General features: G+C 32.4%; 21 protein-coding genes. 10 read left to right on the plus strand and 11 right to left on the minus strand.

What is annotated here, in order from left to right; translation table 11 throughout:
• The first annotated feature begins 6 nt into the window (after nucleotides 1-6).
• Together secA and WKH56_RS05850 are read left to right on the plus strand one after the other, a co-directional pair.
• Complete coding sequence (secA, locus tag WKH56_RS05845) at nucleotides 7-2,328, plus strand: preprotein translocase subunit SecA (protein WP_342834844.1); 2,322 nt, start codon at nucleotides 7-9, stop codon at nucleotides 2,326-2,328.
• Nucleotides 2,329-2,379: 51 nt separating this feature from the next.
• A complete protein-coding gene (locus WKH56_RS05850; RefSeq protein WP_342834845.1) occupies nucleotides 2,380-3,147 on the plus strand; it encodes a hypothetical protein in 768 nt (255 codons plus the stop codon).
• 67 nt (nucleotides 3,148-3,214) lie between these two features.
• Here WKH56_RS05850 and WKH56_RS05855 read toward each other — a convergent pair whose 3' ends face one another.
• Entirely contained in the window at nucleotides 3,215-3,406 is a 192-nt protein-coding gene (locus tag WKH56_RS05855; RefSeq protein WP_342834846.1) for a hypothetical protein, read from the minus strand.
• A gap of 201 nt (nucleotides 3,407-3,607) precedes the next feature.
• Between WKH56_RS05855 and WKH56_RS05860 the strand changes: the two genes are divergently transcribed.
• A complete protein-coding gene (locus tag WKH56_RS05860) occupies nucleotides 3,608-3,826 on the plus strand; it encodes a hypothetical protein (RefSeq protein ID WP_342834847.1) in 219 nt (72 codons plus the stop codon).
• 41 nt (nucleotides 3,827-3,867) lie between these two features.
• On the opposite strand, the gene WKH56_RS05865 is transcribed toward WKH56_RS05860, so the two are convergent.
• Complete coding sequence (locus WKH56_RS05865; RefSeq protein WP_171778880.1) at nucleotides 3,868-4,323, minus strand: hypothetical protein; 456 nt, start codon at nucleotides 4,321-4,323, stop codon at nucleotides 3,868-3,870.
• A 72-nt stretch (nucleotides 4,324-4,395) separates the two neighbouring features.
• Nucleotides 4,396-4,848, minus strand: a complete 453-nt coding sequence (locus tag WKH56_RS05870) for a hypothetical protein (protein WP_342834848.1) — start codon at nucleotides 4,846-4,848, stop codon at nucleotides 4,396-4,398.
• Between the two features lie 129 nt (nucleotides 4,849-4,977).
• Between WKH56_RS05870 and WKH56_RS05875 the strand changes: the two genes are divergently transcribed.
• Both WKH56_RS05875 and WKH56_RS05880 read left to right on the plus strand, forming a co-directional pair.
• Nucleotides 4,978-5,361, plus strand: a complete 384-nt coding sequence (locus WKH56_RS05875; RefSeq protein ID WP_342834849.1) for a hypothetical protein — start codon at nucleotides 4,978-4,980, stop codon at nucleotides 5,359-5,361.
• A 112-nt stretch (nucleotides 5,362-5,473) separates the two neighbouring features.
• Entirely contained in the window at nucleotides 5,474-6,034 is a 561-nt protein-coding gene (locus WKH56_RS05880) for a hypothetical protein (protein WP_342834850.1), read from the plus strand.
• A gap of 390 nt (nucleotides 6,035-6,424) precedes the next feature.
• Here WKH56_RS05880 and WKH56_RS05885 read toward each other — a convergent pair whose 3' ends face one another.
• The 3 genes from WKH56_RS05885 to WKH56_RS05895 all read right to left on the minus strand — a co-directional run bounded on the left by WKH56_RS05885 (nucleotide 6,425) and on the right by WKH56_RS05895 (nucleotide 7,278).
• Nucleotides 6,425-6,592, minus strand: coding sequence for a hypothetical protein (locus WKH56_RS05885; protein WP_342834851.1), 168 nt, complete (start codon nucleotides 6,590-6,592; stop codon nucleotides 6,425-6,427).
• 98 nt (nucleotides 6,593-6,690) lie between these two features.
• A complete protein-coding gene (locus WKH56_RS05890) occupies nucleotides 6,691-6,942 on the minus strand; it encodes a hypothetical protein (protein ID WP_342834852.1) in 252 nt (83 codons plus the stop codon).
• Between the two features lie 48 nt (nucleotides 6,943-6,990).
• Nucleotides 6,991-7,278, minus strand: a complete 288-nt coding sequence (locus WKH56_RS05895) for a hypothetical protein (RefSeq protein WP_342834853.1) — start codon at nucleotides 7,276-7,278, stop codon at nucleotides 6,991-6,993.
• 135 nt (nucleotides 7,279-7,413) lie between these two features.
• Here WKH56_RS05895 and WKH56_RS05900 point away from each other — a divergent pair, with 135 nt between their 5' ends.
• Nucleotides 7,414-8,523 carry a hypothetical protein gene (locus tag WKH56_RS05900; RefSeq protein WP_342834854.1) on the plus strand — a complete coding sequence of 370 codons (1,110 nt, stop codon included), beginning with the start codon at nucleotides 7,414-7,416 and terminating at the stop codon, nucleotides 8,521-8,523.
• A 109-nt stretch (nucleotides 8,524-8,632) separates the two neighbouring features.
• On the plus strand, nucleotides 8,633-8,863 hold the full coding sequence (locus WKH56_RS05905) for an acyl carrier protein (RefSeq protein ID WP_342834855.1): 231 nt from the start codon (nucleotides 8,633-8,635) through the stop codon (nucleotides 8,861-8,863).
• Nucleotides 8,864-8,895: 32 nt separating this feature from the next.
• Here WKH56_RS05905 and WKH56_RS05910 read toward each other — a convergent pair whose 3' ends face one another.
• A complete protein-coding gene (locus WKH56_RS05910; RefSeq protein ID WP_316910718.1) occupies nucleotides 8,896-9,114 on the minus strand; it encodes a hypothetical protein in 219 nt (72 codons plus the stop codon).
• A gap of 173 nt (nucleotides 9,115-9,287) precedes the next feature.
• Nucleotides 9,288-10,028 carry a diadenylate cyclase gene (locus WKH56_RS05915; protein ID WP_342834856.1) on the minus strand — a complete coding sequence of 247 codons (741 nt, stop codon included), beginning with the start codon at nucleotides 10,026-10,028 and terminating at the stop codon, nucleotides 9,288-9,290.
• A 241-nt stretch (nucleotides 10,029-10,269) separates the two neighbouring features.
• On the opposite strand from WKH56_RS05915, the gene WKH56_RS05920 reads away from it, so the two are divergent.
• The 3 genes from WKH56_RS05920 (at nucleotide 10,270) to WKH56_RS05930 (ending at nucleotide 12,593) form a co-directional block, all read left to right on the plus strand.
• A complete protein-coding gene (locus tag WKH56_RS05920) occupies nucleotides 10,270-10,566 on the plus strand; it encodes a hypothetical protein (RefSeq protein ID WP_316910716.1) in 297 nt (98 codons plus the stop codon).
• Nucleotides 10,567-10,682: 116 nt separating this feature from the next.
• Entirely contained in the window at nucleotides 10,683-10,850 is a 168-nt protein-coding gene (locus tag WKH56_RS05925; protein ID WP_316910715.1) for a hypothetical protein, read from the plus strand.
• A gap of 132 nt (nucleotides 10,851-10,982) precedes the next feature.
• Nucleotides 10,983-12,593 carry a VirD4-like conjugal transfer protein, CD1115 family gene (locus WKH56_RS05930; protein WP_342834857.1) on the plus strand — a complete coding sequence of 537 codons (1,611 nt, stop codon included), beginning with the start codon at nucleotides 10,983-10,985 and terminating at the stop codon, nucleotides 12,591-12,593.
• A 16-nt stretch (nucleotides 12,594-12,609) separates the two neighbouring features.
• On the opposite strand, the gene WKH56_RS05935 is transcribed toward WKH56_RS05930, so the two are convergent.
• From WKH56_RS05935 to WKH56_RS05945, 3 genes are all read right to left on the minus strand, one after another.
• A complete protein-coding gene (locus tag WKH56_RS05935) occupies nucleotides 12,610-13,611 on the minus strand; it encodes a hypothetical protein (RefSeq protein WP_342834858.1) in 1,002 nt (333 codons plus the stop codon).
• 83 nt (nucleotides 13,612-13,694) lie between these two features.
• Nucleotides 13,695-14,036, minus strand: coding sequence for a hypothetical protein (locus WKH56_RS05940; RefSeq protein ID WP_342834859.1), 342 nt, complete (start codon nucleotides 14,034-14,036; stop codon nucleotides 13,695-13,697).
• A 422-nt stretch (nucleotides 14,037-14,458) separates the two neighbouring features.
• Entirely contained in the window at nucleotides 14,459-15,154 is a 696-nt protein-coding gene (locus tag WKH56_RS05945; RefSeq protein ID WP_342834860.1) for a hypothetical protein, read from the minus strand.
• Nucleotides 15,155-15,169 lie beyond the last annotated feature (15 nt).

Raw genomic sequence — 15,169 nt, forward strand, 5'->3', positions numbered from 1 at the left:
GACATAATGGGTTTACAACAATACTTTGATAATAAACGTATTAAAAAGATGATGAAATTAACAGATAAAATTGTTACTCAGCATACACAAGTTAGTAATATTGAGGATTCTGCCTTTGTAACGCAAACTCAACAATTCAAGGACCGACTGAAAAATGGTGAAAATGAGGAACAGGTACAAATAGAAGCATATGCACTAGCAAGGGAAGCTGCAAAACGTGTATTAGGTTTAGAAGCGTATCCGGTTCAATTAGTAGGTGGTCTAATTCTATCAGAGGGCAACGTAGCGGAAATGAAGACAGGGGAAGGTAAGACGTTAGTATCATTGTTTGCTATCTATTTTGAAGCACTAAACGGCTCAAAAGTGCATTTGGTTACGGCTAATGACTATTTAGCAGAACGTGATAAAAGTGTAATTGGGCCGGTCTTAGAATTCCTAGGATTATCTGTAGGATTGAATGTTTCAGGTTTATCAGGGGAAGAGAAAAAAGCTATCTACAAGAAGGATGTTATTTATAGTACAGCTTCTGAGCTTGGTTTTGATTACTTACGTGATAATATGGTTAAAAATAAATTCGAGCAAGTACAAAGCGGATTAGATTATGTCTTAATTGATGAAGCTGATTCTATTCTAATTGACGAAGCACGTACACCACTAATTATCTCAGGGCAAAAGAAAGAGGACTTAGGGTTGTATAAGCAAGCCAAAATGATAGTTAGTCTATTAAAAGATGATGAATATGAATACAACATAGAATCTAACTCTGTTTGGCTTACAGAAGCGGGAATGGAAAAGGTACAAAACTTCTGGAAGATTGACGATTTGTACTCTCTAGAAAGTCAAAGTTACTTACGTGCTACAAACTTAATGCTGCGTGCTTACTTTACGATGACTAAAGATAAGGATTATGTAGTAAGTAACGGAGAAGTTGTATTAGTGGACCAAAACACAGGACGTATTATGGATGGTAGAAGGTTTAGTGAAGGATTGCATCAAGCAATTGAGGCAAAAGAGAGTGTAGAAATAAAAGATGAAACAATGACACTTGCTACTGTAACTATCCAAAACTATTTCCGTATGTATAAGAAAATAGCGGGTATGACTGGTACAGCAAAAACTGAAGAAGAAGAATTGCAGAAAATTTATAACCTAGATGTATTAGTAGTGCCTACACATCGCCCTATTGCGCGTATAGATGATAATGATGAAATCTATTTAGACAAAGAAGAAAAAGCAAAGGCTATTATTAGAGAAATAAAAGAGCGCCACGAAAAAGGTCAACCGATACTGGTTGGGACATCATCTATTGAGGATAATGAGTGGTTAAGTGGTTTATTTTCAAAGAACGGCATTAAACACGAAGTACTAAATGCTAAAAATCACGAAAGAGAAGCTGAAATTATTTCAAATGCCGGTCAAAAAGGAGCAGTTACAATTGCAACGAATATGGCTGGTAGGGGTACCGATATTAAACTAGGTGATGACGTAAAAGAACTAGGTGGATTAGCTGTTATAGGAACAGAAAAACACGAAAGTCGTAGAGTTGATAATCAATTAAAAGGTCGTTCTGGTCGCCAAGGAGATCCAGGCTACAGTAAATTCATTCTTTCGCTAGAAGATGATTTGATTAAACGCTTTAATGGTCAAAAGATAAAGGACTTAGCAATAAAATTAAAGTTTCCTAAAGAAGAACCTATTAAAGATCGTATGGTAGCAAGAGCCATTAGTAGTGCTCAAAAAAGAATGGAAGGTTCGAACTTCGATATCCGAAAAAACTTATTAGAATATGACGAAGTAATGGATCTTCAACGAAAATTTATTTATAACGAGAGAACTAACCTAATGGATATCGTTGAGACGGAAGAATTCACAGAGAAGATGATTGAGGAATTTATCTGCGAAGAAGTTCGTAAACGATACGATGACGGTGAACCTGAGGAAATTATGAATTGGATTGTAAATGAGTTAATTGGGGCTGTTGAAAAGAATTTAATTAATCTTGATACAGTAGAAGATGTGGAAGAAAGTGTAGTGAAAGTGGCGTTAACTCGTTATAGAAAGAATAGAGAAACAATAGGCAATGACATTATTAATCAAATTGAAAAAGCAATATTTATGGACTTATTGGATCAGTTTTGGGTAAGGCATTTAGATCAATTAGTGCAACTAAAAGAGGGTATTCACTTAAGAGCTTATGCTCAAACAAATCCGCTTGTTGAGTACCAAAGAGAAGCGGCTGGAATGTTCCAAGAAATCCTTGCTGAGTTGAGACATTATTATTGTATGAATGTACTTCATTTTGATATTTCAAATATTGCTAAAGGGTAATCTGTTGGGGGTCTTCCTCAACAGATTTTCTGTAATTTAAGGGGGATATTTATGTTCGAATACAAGAAACAATTGAAAGGTTTAGTAGAGGATAATAAGGAACTGGTGAAGGAATACGCTATGAAATTGGGATTAATAAAACAGAAGGAAGAAACATATGACGAGTTAGAAAGTCGTTGTTACCGCATATTGGCTGAATATGATCATTTAATCGTGTATGGGATAGATGGACAACCTGATTACTTTAAAAGGCTATATGAGCGTTTTAAAGAGGATTCAAGAGTACAGTTCTGGTTAAGTGATGGAATGAAGGATTTGCTACCACCTGAAAGTGAAAATACGTGGATTTATAACCCTAACTCGTATACTTCGTGTTCCAAACCGATATTTGATTATGGGGATTACCGTTTATTCGAAAAAGCAAGTGAAGCTAAAAGCTTTGTGTTAGTAGATAATGATAAACAGCAAAATGAATCTATAGGGTTTCTATCCGGTCAAAAGAAAGAAAAGAATCTTGGTAAATTTGTATCTCAGTTTATAAAAGAGAAAAAAGAGCTAACAATCCTAACTTACGATGAGAAAACACTCTTATATCTTAAAGGTGTTATGAAGGGAGCGGGGTTAACTAACCGCTCTATTACCTTTGCGTTTTTAGAGGGAAGTCAAAAGCACCTAATTAACAGTTTTAAATCTGAAATGTATTCTGTTATTCCTGTAGTGACTGTAGAAGAAGATGCTAACTGGAGTGAACTAATTAGAAAATGGGATACTTACCAAAGACAAATTAGTGAGGGTATAAAAAATCATAAAAATAGGTAAAACAAAAAGGCTCTTGTAATAGAGCCTTTTTAAGAGATGAGTTGTCTTAATAAGAAAGATATATGAGCTACTTTCTTATAGGTTTTAGTATTTTCTTTTCTAGAGCAGTTACTAATTCTTCTAACGTATCGGCCAATGCCTCTATTTTAACCATAGAACGATATAAATCTTCAGTAGTAGCTTTCCTTGGAATTGCTAACTTTGCAGATGCTTCATAAGTTAGCTGATACGCTTCGCCTTTCCCTTTGCATTGGATCATAATATTCCAACCTAGGCTCATTAATTTCTTTAACCGTTCCTCAATCATCACAGTCACCATTTTCTTATAAATTACGTTAATTAATTTTCTAGTTTAGAAGGGTTTTAAATGCCCAATAATGTATTTATATATTAATTTAAATTGGCTATTAAACCATTTAACAAAAGTATAATACATATAACAAGAGCGGAGGAAAACGTTATGTTTGTAAACGACAAAAAGGTTGCTATCGCTTATGGTGTACCCGTTGAGACTGTTAGGAAATGGGTGGATACTAAATATATCTCCGGAAATAGAAAAGAAGATGGTTCTTATGAGATTGTAGAAAAAGAATTTAATTTTCTAATGGAAATGGAAAAGGTTAGAGAGCAAGTCTTAAAAGAATTTTTAAATGAAGATCCTTTAGAAATACATATATGAATTTTAAAAAAGCCGTCTAAAAATATAGACGGCTTTTGAAATTATACTAAGTAACCACGTTTTTTAGAAACGATCTTATGGTAGATAACTGTTAAGGCTAAAAAAACCATAAACATACATACAAGCATTACAAATACAAATGCAATGGTTTGAGTGAATGATACAATCGGAAACCAAAAAGAAATGCCTTTCGAAATACTAAGCAAAATCAACAGATAAGGTGAAAATACCAGTAAAATGGTTGTCCATTCGGTTAAATTACGCGCAAACCACCCAAACCAAGTAAGAGAAGGTGTTTTTTGCATACTTTGTAATTGATCTACTGCTACGTTCTCAAATACCGTGAAATAAAAATAAGAGAACACAGCTAAGACAAAAATTGATAGTCCGTTTAGAAAATAAAACGCGAATGTGGAACCTAAAAAGACATCAGAGGTTCTTGTAAATAAGAACACGATTGCAAGCACAACACCTGCAATCCAAGTAAAATTTCTCACTAGAAACGCCTCCTAATCTTATTAATTCACAATTCACGCAAAACGTTTTAATTCCTCTTTATAATATGATAATTATTTTAATATTTGGAAGGCTATACTGTCGGTTTCAAGGTTATAAGAAATTATTCTTAGCTTTATACCTGAATACGGTAAGTTAATAATTTTGTTCTTTTTGGCGTAAAAGTTGTAATTAGATTGTTGGATATTGCCTATGTTTTCGGAAGAAACTAGCGGATAAATAGAGAAAAACTTTACATTTTGAAATCCTCCAAAATAATAATTGATTGTTTTAGAGGTGCTTTCTCCTTCTGTAGAATAGGAAAAAATATAATCTCCAGTTTTAAACTGTTTTTCTATATGATTTACAGGTTTTTTAACGGCAGGAATTTCTGATAAATTTCGAATGTACGGCTTGTTACTATCTACTTTTTCGCTTTTGTTGTTTGAATGGTTGTAAGCCGCTGCACTAATAGCAAAAACGAGAACAAAAACAGGTACTAAGAAAGGTGTTATGTATTTTTTCATTATGTCCACTCCGAAACTCTAAGTTCTAATGTAAGTTAGCTTTGTCTAGTTAAGATATAATTTAGTTTGTTTTCTTTAATTTTTTAAGAAATTATTTATATTGCTCCCTACATAGAGGGAGGGATATGAATGGATGCGAAAAGATTAAAGACGTTTGCGATTACTCATATGACCGCAAATATCTTCCTTTCAGTAATGTGTATATATCTTATTATCCAATCAAAATTTAAAATAGAAGAAATGCTACATTGGTTTACTTTTATATTTATATTCGGCTTATGCGCGACAGTTATTACAAAACGAAAGATAATTGATTATTTTGTGGTGTCTTTAATAACACTCCCTATTGTTCTACCAATTATTTATACTACTATGAATGGAATGTTTTCTAGAAAAATAATTTTGTTTGATGCTTTAGGGTTTTGGTTTATACACAACCAGTATCAACAGTTGGAATTGATAGAAAATGAAGTGAGAAAAAATAAGGGTTATGGTGAAGAAAAAGAAGAATAGAGTAAAGGGTAACTCGGCTGAATTTAAAGTCGAGTTTTTTATTTTTCCAAAGGGAATGAGGATTGTTTTTTAAATAAAAAGACAGATTAAAGAACTTAGACGAGGTGTGACTATGCAGTTAAGAAAAGAAGTGATAGATCAAGAACAAGCTATTAACTATTTTGTTCGTGAAAAATTGAAAAAGGGCGTCAAATTAACAGATACGGAAGTGTGGGCAAAAGAATGGATGGATATTTACGCAAAGAATCATAAAAAAGCGGAAAAGATCCTTTACAAAACATATCATAATATTCCTAAATATGTGCGAGTGTGGGAACAAAGAATGAACTTGCAATCAACGCTCCCAATGCCTAAAAAGGCAAAGAAATACGCTCTTGAACACACTTTTAAAGATAAAGCAAAAGAACTATTAGCAAAAAACAAATGCAAAACAAAAATTTCGTTTGAAGATTTAAACCCTATGGATTACAAAATGATTTGTGATTGGTTTGAAAAAGGGATTGAAATGCCTGAATACCTTAAAGGTGTAATGAAATTTAAACTAACGTTTAAAGAAAACTTGGAAAAGCTAATGGGCAAAAGTATACAGGAAGCAATGACTGGCGCACAAAATGTAGTTTTTTTTCTATTCTTTATATTTTTCTTTATGACACTTATGCTAATCAATTTATAAAACCACAAAACTTGAGGTTTTGTACTACTATTTAAAAGATAAGAAATTTATAATTACCGGAAATTTAGAGCAAGGATTAAGAGGTTATTATAGGAAATTAATTGAAGATAATGACGGAAAGGTGTCTGGACGTGTACTGATTATTTACTTACAGATGATGAAGTCGGTTCTAAGTTAGAGAAAACCAAAGCACTTGAAGTTGAGATTCTAACTGAAGAAGAACTGCTATCAAAAATCAATTAAATTTAAAAGAGCTCTCGTTTATTCGAGTTGCTCTTTTGTTTTGTATAGAAATACAGAGAAACTATATATTCCTATACAAATACATCCTATATTTTAAACTTAAAAAAGACCTTTAGTTAAGGTCTCTAAATTTATAAAAATTCTTTATTATTTATTTTTAGGTCTTTCTTTTTCTAGTATTTCTTCAAGCTCTTTGGTAATTCTTTTTACTTGCACTTTGCTTTCGGAAGATAACTTACTGTATTTATCTGTAGCATACTTCAAATTACTAATTGATGCTGAGATAAACCCTTCCGTACCTATATCCATTGCCATCTTAAAAACTCTCCTTTGTGTAGCTTTAGGTTAAATTATCTTACAAGTATATAACAAGTCCTCTTACGTGAATACAACGAAAATTAAAGTTAAATTACTTACTCTTCGTTCCAAGAATCTGCTTCCTGCTGGGCTGCTTCAGGCGTGTCGTATACCTCAGCTCCAGATAACTCTATAGAAATACGGCTTTCTTTCTCATATTCTTCTTTAAAAACGCAATGTTTTAAGGTTGGTTTTTCTTTGTGAGACCAATCTTTATATAATTCTTGGTCTATTGACTCAATATTTATATAAAGATCATCAAAAAATCTATATCTCAGTCGTGCTATTTTCTTTGTTTGACTTTCCATCTTTAAAAATCATCCTTTTTAAGTTTATTTAGTATAAATATTTGTGCCTTATGCTAATGAATAATCTCCAAATGTAGCTTGTATATATTCTTTTAATGTGTCTCCACACCATCCGATAGCGGCTTCCTTATCATCACGGAAGTATGAACTGTTTGCTCCATTAAAAGAACCTACGTAAATAGTAGTTCCTTCATTATTTTCCACTTCTCTAATATAAGCTAAAACGTTACTATATTGAGCCCAATATACCACATAATAAGTGCTTTCTCCTCGGTTATTTGTTATTACTTTAATATTTTTAGAAATTGGGTCTACTACGAAATCTGGATCTGTCATTTTTATTTCCTCCTTAGTAATTTTTTATAGTCTAATACGGAAAGTTTTAAAAAGAAAAAATAAGTAAAATACTTGTGGTTAAAGGTGTTGGAAAATTTCAGTTCACTTTTCTTGAAAAAGGTACCTGATATCTTTATGAAAGAGTCAGTCCAACTTCCAATGGGGGTGAAAAAAGTGAAACTTGAAATTAAACAATTGTATCAAAAATCACTTAAATTAAAAGCTGAAGAAAAAGTAGATTCCCTTGAAAAACTACTGGTTATTTGTGAAGATACAGCAGAGCATTCTTATGGTTATCTAACAAGATTTGAGCTAATTAAAGAGTACAAACAATTAAATAAGATATACTCAGCAATTAAATTGTATTTAGCTAATGTTCACGTATTCTTGGAGTATAGATTTAACAGTAAGCCTTTATTGAATAGTTACTCTTGGGTTGCTAAACACATTGACTCAGTATTTAACATAAAACAAAAAGAAATAACAGACTTCTTTACTCATATGAAAAACGTATATGAAATTAGCGGCTATTCACTTAGAAGTTACTATCAAGAGTACTACAACTACTTAATGAGAGTCGGCAGATGGGAAGAAGGGTTTGCTACATACTCTCGCTGGATGGTTGAGAGTAGGGACGAGTCTTCACAGAGTATAGGACAAGAAGAGTCTGATCGTGCTTTCTATTACTTCAATGTGGGTGATTATGATAATGGTAAATATGTGTTTGAGGCAGTCAAAAAAGGTACTGATTGCCCGCTAGGTACAAGAACGTATGCCTATCCACGTGCAGTTAAATACTATTTCGAGTTAAAAGATTGGGAAATGACTACTTACTTGATGCAACGTGGTTATGAATACGCTAAAGGTAAAAGTAGTGCTATAGAAGAAGTAGCAGAAATAATGAAATCTTTAACTATTTTAAACCCTAAAATCGCTTTAAAGCTATGGGAAAAGCATCGTTGCAGCTTTAAAAACAGTGAAAACAAACGAGCAAAACACTCTTTTGGAATTTCATCCTACTTACTTGAAAAGAGCCTAGGGACACACCTTGCTGGTTCCCAGAAGCTAAAGAAGTTGGAGCAAAACGCTCAGGAGATGTACGAAATTCAAGAATATATGGATCAACGAAATGGTACAGATGCTTATCACGAAGAGTTAATGTACTGGGAAGAAATTTGGGGGAACTACAATAAACGTAGAAAGCATAAAAAACTACAACAAATAAATCCGGATGATGAAAGATAAAATAGAGCTTTTAAAGCTCTATTTTCCATTAAAATTTGATTACATACAAAAGGGAATTTCAGAAAAAATTGATATTATATTAAGACGAACTAATAGGAGGAAATTATAAATGACTACTTTAGAAAAATTAACAGAGTTAATTGTTGAACGTTTAGGTGTAGAATCTGGGGAAGTTACTATGGAAGCTAGTTTCAAAGACGATTTAGGTGCAGACTCTTTAGACGTAGTAGAGTTCATTATGGAACTAGAAGAAGCGTTTGAAGTAGAAATTCCTGACGAGGAAGCTGAAAAACTTGCTACAGTGGGAGACGCTGTAAGATACCTAGATGCTAACAAATAAGAAGTAATTAAAATACCGTTACTGTAAAATTCTTATACAGTAACGGTATTTTTCTTTTCTCCGCTTTCCTTTAACAAAAGACTTATATCTGCGTACTCATCGTCATACGTTCCTAAATATAAGTAATTGTTTGATTTGCAATAATTTTTTCCTAACTCCACTGCTTCGCTATACGCCAATTCACTTGCTATCCTTGCTTTTACAACTCCGTAACTTGTTTTGTAGTATGTATAATATCTTGCAATCCTCAACTTGTTTTCCTCAATTTCTTATGTTTGTAAGAATTATAATATCAAACTCAGTAAAATTTGCATATATTTTTTTTAGACGAAAAACATAAATGGTACACTTGCTAATTTTTTAAAAGAAAAACCGCTCCATATAGGTGCAGTTTTAGGGGGAATGCTGTTTTAAATAAGCTATTTCATTTTAATTTCTTTAAAGTAGAGTCATAGTGCTCTAAAAAGAACTGACGGAAATCTTGACGACTTGCCACAAAATACAATCCACTTTTAGTCGCTATGCGAATAGCACCCGTTTCTTCACTAACCACAAAAACAATTGTATCAAAACTTTCCGCTGTCTCTATTGCCACCATATGCCTTGTTCCTAATGTGCCGAAATTATCCCTTTTTCTAGCTGATAGTGGTAGTTTGCAGCCGGCAAAGTGAATGCGTCCTTTTTGAATTAAAACCGCTCCATCGTGAAGAGGTGTGTTTGGGTGGAATATTGTTCCGATAAGCGAAGAAGAAACTTTAGCATCTAGAAATGTTTGATTTTCTGAGGCTGCTGATATATCTCCGTTTTCATCCATAATAATAAGAGCCCCGTGTTTATTCTTTGATAGTTCAAAAAGAGCATCTTCGAAAACTTTAAGAGTGGCTTTTGAGGGTCTCTTCGGCCCTGAAAACCCGCCTAGTTTTTTTAAAAACATTCTAAGTTCCGGGGAGAATATAAGGAGAGTTCCAAATGCAAGTGTTTGTGTGCCTAGATTTAAGAGAAAGGATGTTCTTTCAAAACCTAAGTGTCCTGCTATATATGATAAAGCATAGATGAGTACAATACCTAATACCATCTTAACCGCTTCGGTTTTTCTGATAAATCGATACAACGTTAAAATAATTGCAATAATAAATACATAGTCTAATATATTATGCCATAACAAAACTACTCCTCCTTGGCTACACTGCGCTGTTTTTCATCTAGTTATTTATCTTTAGAAAAGAAAAAACCTTACAGAAATAGATAAAAAATGATGCAATGTTATTAAATATAAAAAATTAAACATTTAAATTAAGGGAAGTTTCCCCTCAATAGTTAATTAAGGTCTTCTGAATTAAAAGAAGTGAGTTTCTTGCAATAGGAAACGAACTGATTATAAGGCAGAGTAAAGAGGGGGAATGAATATGTGGAAAGACGTACTAGAGTATTTTTATCTTGAACAAGAAACAGAAAATATGTCTTGCTTTCGTCTGAAAGATCGCTATGTAGATGCTATTAACCAAAACTTCCGTTTCCTCTTAATAAGTCAAACAGAACAGTACGTTGTGTATTATTCTTATTCTCAACAAAATTCATCACTAGTAGTTAATAAAAGAGAATTTGGAGATAGAGAAGAAGCAGAGCTATATATAAGAAGTGAAATCAATGAAATTATTAGAAAGAACCTTATATATTTTGTGTTTGGTAAATTTGTTAAATAGTTAAGAAAGCAGAATGCATACTCTAAACTCTAACTTTTAAATGCCTTTTGAAATAGAATATAGTGAACGAATTGCTTATTAGCGATTTGTTTTACCGTTTATAGGAGGAAATTAATTTGAATAATAAACTACAACAAGAGAAAGAGTCATTATACAAAAAAGGCGTTAAAACTGTTCAGATTAAAGTAGATGCTTTAGTAATTCTTGATGAACAGGGTTATGTAACCGGCATTAAATTACCTAATGAAGCAGAATACTTAGGTAAAGAGTTTAAACAATTATGATCTTTAAGAAGTGAGGGGATTTCCTCACTTCTTTTATTTTTTTGTAAGGTCGTTAAGTAGTTTTATATAGAAAAAGTTGACAATACCCCTTTTATTACTATAACAAAGGCAGAACATAGAGGGGGGAGGAGAGTGAAAAACCACTTTTTTTCAATAGGGATTGCTGTTTTAATTTTAATATCTGCAACCATAACAAATTTCGTTTTAAGTTTTTTTGAAATGGGCTTATCAGATATAATGCAATCCATAATGTATGGCGACACTACGCCAATAATAGTATTTATTGCGGTAACAATTGTTTTAGCTGCTGCGCTTGGAATATCAATAATGCTACTATTTAAGAAGTTTGGTATGGGTTTCAAGAAAGGCAAACAGCTAGGTACTTCTAAATTAGCTTCGCTTAAGGATTTAAAAGATATTACAGGTAATGATGGTGTTATATTAGGTAAGAAGGTTAGATTATCTGCAAACCACAGTTACTCTCATATTTTATTAACTGGAGTAACAGGTAGCGGTAAATCATCAAGTTTCTTTATACCAAACTTAGTATCTAATCCTGAATCATCTTTTGTAGTAACAGATCCCAAGCTAGAGCTATTTAGAAAAACCGCAATGACAAATTTAGCTCAAGGAAAAAGAGTCTTAGTATTTAGTCCATTTAAAAAAGAAACATTAAAATACAATCCGTTAGCTTTGTGTAGAGGTGAGACAGAAATCAGAGAACTTGCACAAACGCTACTTGTAAACGGTAATGCAGCTGTTGAAGCTACCACAGGACAAAAATCTGGTGGTTCGGAATGGATTTCTATGTCTACTCCACTACTATCAGCATTCCTGATATATGTTAGAATGCTTGATGCACCTAAAAACACAATTAGTTACGCTCTAAATTTAATTATTGAGAATGATTTAGATACATTAAAATTTATGATAGAAGACTCACATCCTGTAGCGGAAAAACAATTTAATATCTTCTTACAATCTGCGGGTAGCGAACAAACCGCAGCCTCAATTAAAACCGTATTAGCAACAAATCTTCAAATGTTTGTTGATCCACTTATCGAAAATCTTACTTCTGAAAACGAAATAGATCCTGGGATGTTAAGAGATAGGCCTACTGTATTGTACGTAGGAGTTCCGGAGCATCGAAGTGACTTTATGAGTCCACTAATGGCTCCGTTCTATTCACAATTAATTGGTAGACTAATAGAGATTGAGGGTGTACCGGTTCAATTCTACCTTGACGAATTCGCAAACATTGGAGTTATCAATAACATAGATAAATATTTGGCCACAATTCGATCCAGGAAAATGTCAATATCTATAGGTATTCAAAGTATTAATCAACTCAAACAAAAGTATGGTCAAGAAACAACAGGTACTATACTAGATAATTTAAAAACAAAAATAATTCTGCCTGGTTCAGCTTATGAAACAGCGGAATACTACTCTAAATTAATTGGTAACGAAGAAATAAGTACATATGGAAGTAGCGATTCTAGAGGTGAAAAAAGCTTTTCTGAAAGTAAAACAAGAAGAGAATTATATTCACCTGATGAAATTAGAAGGTTGCCCGATGGTAAAGTACTAATTGTTACTGACAATAAAAATCCATTCTTAGATGAGCAGGATCGTTATTATGAGAGTCCACATTATCTAGAACTTACTAAAAAGGAAGCAGATGTAGATCAATATGTAGAATGGTATCGTTCCAAATTGGATGCACAAAAAAACAGACCTTAAAGAGTCTGTTTTTTTGTTACATTGAAAGAGATTTTTCAGCTTTCACCGTTGCTTTAGCATCAATTTTAGCTTGCTTTGCTGTATTGTTTTGCTCAATTTGTTTGTTGTTAGATGCAACTTTAGCTTTATCAGCCTCTATACTACCTTTATAAACACCAGTTACCTTGTTCCAAACGTCTTTTAATGTAGTGTTAGCAACTTTGTTCATTACCTTTTTACCTGCTTTAGCAGCTGCTACTTGAGCGAATTTTGATCTGTATTGTCCTGCTGTAGGATTCTCAACGCCTTTTTTCTTTAATTCAGTTGTTACCTTGTCTTTAATAACACCGTAGGTTTGTTTACGTTGCTTAAATTGTTTCATTGTAAACTGTGCCGCTGGTTTAATAGTAACACTGTTAATTGTTTTTAAAACTGCGCGAGTTTTTTGGAATCGACTACGATAGCTGTTTTTAGCTTTAAGAACCACGTTAGATTTAGCAATTTTGTCTTTTGCTGAAGCAATTGTCTTTTCTGAGACTTTATCGTTAGAAGCTTTAAAACGAACGTTCTTGTTCTCAGCTTTCTCGGTTTTCTTCTGAGCTCTAGCGGCTTTTTTCTCAGCTTTGGCATCAATTTCAGCTTGCTTTCTAGCTTTTTTGACATCTTCTCTAGTTTTAGGTTGTTGTTGGAGTTTTGTGTTATGCTCCTTTAATTTCCCGTTTTCTCCTTTTAAGAAGTTAGTTTCCGCTTTTGATTTATCCATCTCTTTTTCTAGAGAAGCTTTTCCTGCTTTTAAACCTTTATTTTCTGCTTTCAAACCTTTGTTTTCCGCTTTAAGCTTTTCGTTTTCTTGTTTAAAATTTTGGATTTTAGCTTTTAAATTACTTATTTCAACGTCTTTGTCTAATAACCTTTCTCCTGTAGCTTTTGTGTATTCATACACTCCTTCTTTAATTTCTTCGTATGATTTACCCTTAAAAGTCTTATCGTATTGTGCACCGTATTCCTTGTATTCATCATTATTTTTATTTGTGCTCATTTTATTCACCTCCAATTAAATCTGCAAATATCATAATCAGTTATAGAGATAATACAAGTAAAAAAAGAAAAACCCACTAGATGTTAACTAGTAGGTTCTAATGTGTCAGGGTCAATTCCGTTCTTAATAAGTACTTTAGTGACAATGTAATCGTAAGCGTGATTTAAAGTAGGGAATTCCTCATATTCGGTATGGGGTTCATAGTCAATGCCGTCTACTTGATAATACAAATGTAAATCTAACATTACGTGGCCAAATTTCTCTAAATCTTCTTGGGTATTACCACAAAAATCTCTTGTGTCTGCTTCCCAATCAATTGTAAGTGGGTTATCTATTTTGAAATATTCATCTAATAAAACAGCTAACATAGATTGAACTTCAGTTAACATTTCTTGTACAGCTTCTTGGTTCATAAAGTAACTCAACCTCCCTTCATAGCTTATTAGCAGAAGTAATAATAAATAAGAAACATAGAAAATCCATTAAAACTACATTTTAATTTTAAGATCTTAGATTATTCAACATTAGAACTAATATATAGGATTTAAAAAAGAGAATAAGGTTAAATTGGCAGAATATGTTGTTAGTATTAAATGAAAGGGGACGAAAAGAACTACTTCAAAACCTTAAAAACAGGGCAATTATTTGAGTTAAAACACATAAAAAAATAGCAGAAGATACCTGCTGTTTTTTTATGTGTTTTTTTATAAATAGGTGGGTATTTATTTAATAATCTGGTTTTTTTTATAAACTTACAGCTCTGCTAAAAACTGTGCATATCTTTTAGTAATTTTTATGCAAAGTTATTAAAAATGCATATTATATAATATTCCTTATGCGAATATCATCAGTTCTCCACGGAACTTAGTTTCTCAACATAATCTCTGGTAGAATTCAAAAAATTTATGACAGAAGTAGTATGGTAGTCAGTAATGGCTTGATAATTGCGTGTAAGAAGGTTGTTAATTTCGTCATAAATTCTTACTTTGTTTTCATTCATAATTTCATTAAGGTAAGTATCTAGGTTAGGCTTAGATAAAAAGCTTAAAGTAAACTCGTAAGACCTAATGGGGATATTATGATCTACTAAAAAATTCATTGTATCTTTAACAGGCACATCTTTAAAAGGGATACTTGATAAATTCTTCATTAACATTCCATTTTTATAATTTACTGTTTGATAGTCTTCTGCAATTTTAAAATTGAAATTGCATCCCATATAAAAGCGAAACTTAAAGTATTCTTTAAAACGCCAAACATCCTCTTTAGACACATCTTTAAAACAATTTGATTCTAAATGTTCTTCTCGCAAAAAATAGTATGTACCATCTTCAAAAAAACGTGCAATTATATTTAAAAAATCGGTCGTTGAAATGTTATCTTTTTCTTTTTCAGCTAAATGTTTGGTTAAATAATTGTAATAACTTTTGTTGTATTCAGAGGGACTAATGTCAGAACCAAGTGCTTTTCCGTAAATTTTACAAAGCTCCTGCACATCATATTTTTCAATCTTTATTGTAGAATTTTCAACATCGACAAACACTGCTATTTCCCCTTT

Source organism: Priestia sp. SB1 (genome assembly GCF_038898415.1).

What these genes read in the sequence shown, in the direction of transcription:
- secA (WP_342834844.1), top strand. Translation starts at nt 7, where the DNA reads ATGGGTTTACAACAATACTTTGATAATAAACGTATTAAAAAGATGATG.
- WKH56_RS05850 (WP_342834845.1), top strand. Translation starts at nt 2,380, where the DNA reads ATGTTCGAATACAAGAAACAATTGAAAGGTTTAGTAGAGGATAATAAG.
- WKH56_RS05855 (WP_342834846.1), bottom strand. Translation starts at nt 3,406, where the DNA reads ATGATCCAATGCAAAGGGAAAGGCGAAGCGTATCAGCTAACTTATGAA.
- WKH56_RS05860 (WP_342834847.1), top strand. Translation starts at nt 3,608, where the DNA reads ATGTTTGTAAACGACAAAAAGGTTGCTATCGCTTATGGTGTACCCGTT.
- WKH56_RS05870 (WP_342834848.1), bottom strand. Translation starts at nt 4,848, where the DNA reads ATGAAAAAATACATAACACCTTTCTTAGTACCTGTTTTTGTTCTCGTT.
- WKH56_RS05875 (WP_342834849.1), top strand. Translation starts at nt 4,978, where the DNA reads ATGGATGCGAAAAGATTAAAGACGTTTGCGATTACTCATATGACCGCA.
- WKH56_RS05880 (WP_342834850.1), top strand. Translation starts at nt 5,474, where the DNA reads ATGCAGTTAAGAAAAGAAGTGATAGATCAAGAACAAGCTATTAACTAT.
- WKH56_RS05885 (WP_342834851.1), bottom strand. Translation starts at nt 6,592, where the DNA reads ATGGCAATGGATATAGGTACGGAAGGGTTTATCTCAGCATCAATTAGT.
- WKH56_RS05890 (WP_342834852.1), bottom strand. Translation starts at nt 6,942, where the DNA reads ATGGAAAGTCAAACAAAGAAAATAGCACGACTGAGATATAGATTTTTT.
- WKH56_RS05895 (WP_342834853.1), bottom strand. Translation starts at nt 7,278, where the DNA reads ATGACAGATCCAGATTTCGTAGTAGACCCAATTTCTAAAAATATTAAA.
- WKH56_RS05900 (WP_342834854.1), top strand. Translation starts at nt 7,414, where the DNA reads ATGAAAGAGTCAGTCCAACTTCCAATGGGGGTGAAAAAAGTGAAACTT.
- WKH56_RS05905 (WP_342834855.1), top strand. Translation starts at nt 8,633, where the DNA reads ATGACTACTTTAGAAAAATTAACAGAGTTAATTGTTGAACGTTTAGGT.
- WKH56_RS05920 (WP_316910716.1), top strand. Translation starts at nt 10,270, where the DNA reads ATGTGGAAAGACGTACTAGAGTATTTTTATCTTGAACAAGAAACAGAA.
- WKH56_RS05935 (WP_342834858.1), bottom strand. Translation starts at nt 13,611, where the DNA reads ATGAGCACAAATAAAAATAATGATGAATACAAGGAATACGGTGCACAA.